Genomic DNA, 4,324 nt, shown 5'->3' on the forward strand with positions numbered 1-4,324 from the left:
GGTGGGCGGCGGTGGGGGCGCCGGTGGCTTCGGCCACCGCCTGCAGCGCCTGCCAGTGGTCGAAGTGCTGATGACTGGTGACGATCAACGACACTTTAGGCGCGTACCGCTGGATCAGGTCGAAGAGCACGTCGGCGTCATTGGCGGCGTCGATCAGTAACGTTTCGCCGGTCGCAGCACACGTCACCAGGTAGGCATTGTTGTCCATGGGCCCCACCGACGCCTTGAGGATGGTGGCGCCGGGTAGCGTGCGCCGGGCCGCGGTCCCCGGGTCGACGTGTCCGGTGTAGTCGTCAGCGACGGTGGTCATGTGCGCCACTCTCCCCAGCAAGCGGTGGTACCCGCGACGATCGGCGCAGGTCATAGGCGTCACCTTACTGGTCCCCGAATGCTTGTCGGTACGGGCACATAGCATGGGAACGAACTCCGACTCGAGAAGGAACCCGTCAGTGAAAGGGCCTGGGTGGCTGAGCGCCTGATCGTCAAGGGTGCGCGCGAACACAACCTGCGCAGTGTCGACCTCGACCTGCCCCGCGACGCGATGATCGTCTTCACCGGATTGTCCGGATCCGGTAAATCGTCGCTGGCCTTCGACACCATCTTCGCCGAGGGTCAGCGGCGCTACGTGGAATCCCTTTCGGCCTATGCACGTCAGTTCCTCGGGCAGATGGACAAGCCCGACGTCGACTTCATCGAAGGGCTGTCTCCGGCGGTGTCCATCGACCAGAAGTCCACCAATCGCAACCCACGGTCGACGGTCGGCACGATCACCGAGGTGTACGACTATCTGCGGCTGCTCTATGCCCGTGCCGGCACGCCGCACTGCCCGGTCTGCGGGGAGCGGATCGCGCGCCAGACGCCCCAGCAAATCGTCGACCAGGTGCTGGCCATGGCGGAGGGCACCCGCTTTCTGGTGCTGGCGCCGGTGGTACGCACCCGTAAAGGCGAGTTCGCCGACCTGTTCGACAAGCTGAACGCCCAGGGCTACAGCCGCGTCCGGGTCGACGGTGTCGTGCATTCCTTGACCGATCCGCCGAAGCTGAAGAAACAGGAAAAGCATGACATCGAGGTCGTGGTGGATCGCCTCACCGTCAAAGCCACCGCCAAGCAGCGGCTCACCGATTCGGTGGAGACCGCGCTGAACTTGTCTGACGGCATCGTGGTGCTGGAGTTCCCCGACCACGAACCCGGCGCGCCGCACCGTGAGCAGCGGTTCTCCGAGAAACTCGCCTGCCCCAACGGGCATGCCCTGGCCGTCGACGACCTGGAACCGCGGTCGTTCTCGTTCAACTCGCCCTACGGCGCCTGCCCCGAATGCAGCGGTCTGGGCATCCGCAAGGAGGTCGACCCGGAGCTGGTGGTGCCCGACCCGGACCGCACCCTGGCCGAGGGTGCGGTCGCCCCATGGTCGACGGGCCACACCGCGGAGTACTTCACCCGGATGCTGGCCGGGCTGGGCGAGGCGATGGGCTTCGATGTCGACACTCCCTGGCGCAAGCTGCCGGCCAAGGCGCGCAAGGCGATTCTGGAAGGCTGCGACGAGCAGGTGCACGTGCGCTACCGCAACCGGTATGGACGCACCCGGTCGTACTACGCCGATTTCGAGGGCGTGCTGGCGTTCTTGGAACGCAAGATGTCGCAGACCGAGTCGGAGCAGATGAAGGAACGCTACGAAGGCTTCATGCGCGACGTGCCGTGCCCGGTATGCGAAGGCACCCGGCTCAAGCCGGAAATTCTGGCGGTGACGCTGGCCGGACGCGAGCTCGGCCCCAAGTCGATCGCCGAGGTCTGCGAGCTGTCGATCGCCGAGTGCGCGGACTTTCTTCAGCGCCTCGCCCTGGGTCCGCGCGAGCAGGCGATCGCGGGGCAGGTGCTCAAGGAAATCCAGTCGCGGCTCGGGTTTCTGCTCGACGTCGGGCTCGAGTACCTGTCGCTGTCGCGGGCGGCGGCCACCCTGTCCGGTGGTGAGGCGCAACGCATCCGGCTGGCCACCCAGATCGGTTCCGGGCTGGTGGGGGTGCTGTATGTGCTCGACGAGCCGTCCATCGGCCTACATCAGCGCGACAACCGTCGTCTCATCGAAACCCTCACCCGGCTAAGGGATTTGGGCAACACCCTGATCGTCGTCGAGCATGACCAGGACACCATCGCCCACGCCGACTGGATCGTCGACATCGGGCCGGGCGCCGGCGAGCACGGCGGCCGCATCGTGCACAGCGGACCGTACGACGAACTGCTGGCCGACAAGAACTCGATCACCGGAGCCTATCTGTCCGGGCGGGAAAGCATCGATATTCCCGCGATCCGTCGACCTGCCGACCCGCGGCGACAGCTCACCGTGGTCGGCGCCCGCGAACACAACCTGCGCGGCATCGACGTGTCCTTCCCGCTCGGTGTGCTGACGTCGGTGACCGGGGTGTCCGGGTCGGGCAAGTCGACACTGGTCAACGACATCCTGGCGGCGGTATTGGCTAACCGGCTCAACGGCGCCCGGCAGGTTCCCGGCCGCCATACCCGGGTCGCCGGACTGGACCATCTGGACAAGCTGGTGCGGGTGGACCAATCGCCGATCGGTCGCACGCCGCGATCCAACCCGGCCACCTATACCGGGGTGTTCGACAAGATCCGCACCCTGTTCGCCGCCACCACCGAGGCCAAGGTCCGCGGCTACCAACCGGGCCGGTTCTCGTTCAACGTCAAGGGCGGCCGCTGCGAGGCCTGTACCGGCGACGGCACCATCAAGATCGAGATGAACTTCCTGCCCGACGTGTACGTGCCCTGCGAGGTGTGCCAGGGCGCCCGTTACAACCGGGAAACCCTCGAGGTGCATTACAAGGGCAAGACCATCTCCGAGGTGCTGGACATGTCGATCGAGGAGGCGGCGCAGTTCTTCGAGCCGATCACCGGCATTCACCGCTACCTGCAGACTCTCGTCGACGTCGGCCTGGGCTACGTCAGGCTCGGCCAGCCCGCACCGACGCTGTCCGGCGGTGAGGCGCAGCGGGTCAAGCTGGCCTCGGAGTTACAGAAACGCTCGACCGGGCGCACCATTTACATCCTCGACGAACCCACCACCGGCCTGCATTTCGAGGACATCCGCAAGCTGCTGAAGGTGATCAACGGTCTGGTCGACAAGGGCAATACGGTCATCGTCATCGAACACAACCTGGACGTGATCAAGACCTCGGACTGGATCGTCGATATGGGACCGGAGGGTGGCGCGGGGGGTGGAACAGTTGTCGCCCAGGGCACGCCGGAGGACGTCGCCGCCGTGCCGGAAAGCTACACGGGCAAGTTCCTGGCGGAAGTCGTCGGCACCGGGAAGCCGGCGGGCCCACCCCGGTCGAACCGCCGGCGCAAAGTCAGCGCCTGAGCCGAAATAGCGGCGGCGCATGCCGCGGTCCAGGCGCGATCATGTCCAGGGGTGGACGCGTCGTTTTGTGTCTGTAGCAGCGGCGAAGACCGGTCAACTCGACAACCCGTTTGAAGCCGAGGACGTGACCTTGATCAGCCGGGCGCCCCGGGCGCGCCGGCTTTCCCGGTGGCGCCCTGCGCCCCTGGGCTACCAGTTGCGCCCGGTGAGCCATCTGGTGCGCCGACGCCAGGCGCCCCGCCGCCATTGCCGACACCTCCTGTGCCGCCACCGCCGGGAAGGCCGCCGGTGCCGCCGGCGCCGGACACGCCGGGTCGGCCGATGAGTCCGCCGCCGCCACCTACTCCGCCGTTTCCGCCGTTTCCGCCATCTCCGCCGATACCGCCCACGCCGCCGTCGCCTCCCGCTCCGCCGTTGCCTCCCGGACCTGCCGGATTGTTTGGCGGTGTCGGGGGGCTGCCGGGGGTACCGGAGCCGCCGCCGCCGCCGATGCCGCCGGTACCGCCTACACCGCCTAGGCCGCCGATACCACCCACACCACCGGCGCCGCCGTAGCCGCGCAGCAGCCCGACTAGACCGCCGGCGCCGCCGGCGCCGCCGGTCCTGCCGACGCCGGCCACGCCGCCGACTCCGCCGGTGCCGCCGCCGCCGCCATTGCCGCCGGCATCACCGATGGCACTGGCGTTGGCGAACCCACCAAGCCCGCCGCGCCCACCGTTGCCGCCGGATGCACCGTTGCCGCCGTCTCCGCCGATACCGCCGACACCACCGGCTCCACCGTCACCGACCAGCAGACCGGCGCGGCCACCGGCACCACCGTCCCCACCGTGGAAGCCAGCACCACCAGCAGCGCCAAAGCCCCCGGTACCGCCCTTGCCGCCGACACCGCCACCGCCACCGAAGCTGTCACCCCCGTTGCCGCCGTTGCCACCGAAAGCGCCTGTACCGCCG

Annotated in this window: 2 protein-coding genes and 1 pseudogene; 1 reads left to right on the plus strand and 2 read right to left on the minus strand. The window is 68.0% G+C overall.

The genetic code is table 11. The features are described 5' to 3' along the window. Positions 1–310: MBL fold metallo-hydrolase (locus BST40_RS27370; RefSeq protein WP_208618941.1), on the minus strand; the 310-nt coding region annotated here is incomplete at its 3' end. Between the two features lie 153 nt (positions 311–463). On the opposite strand from BST40_RS27370, the gene uvrA reads away from it, so the two are divergent. Next, positions 464–3,373 (plus strand): excinuclease ABC subunit UvrA, encoded by a 2,910-nt coding sequence (gene uvrA / locus BST40_RS27375; protein ID WP_083156460.1) that lies wholly within the window; start codon positions 464–466, stop codon positions 3,371–3,373. 134 nt (positions 3,374–3,507) lie between these two features. Here the strand turns inward: uvrA and BST40_RS30355 are convergent. Beyond that, positions 3,508–4,324: pseudogene (locus tag BST40_RS30355) on the minus strand (PE family protein); the annotation flags it as partial.

This window comes from Mycobacterium persicum, assembly GCF_002086675.1.
GTDB lineage: Bacteria > Actinomycetota > Actinomycetes > Mycobacteriales > Mycobacteriaceae > Mycobacterium > Mycobacterium persicum.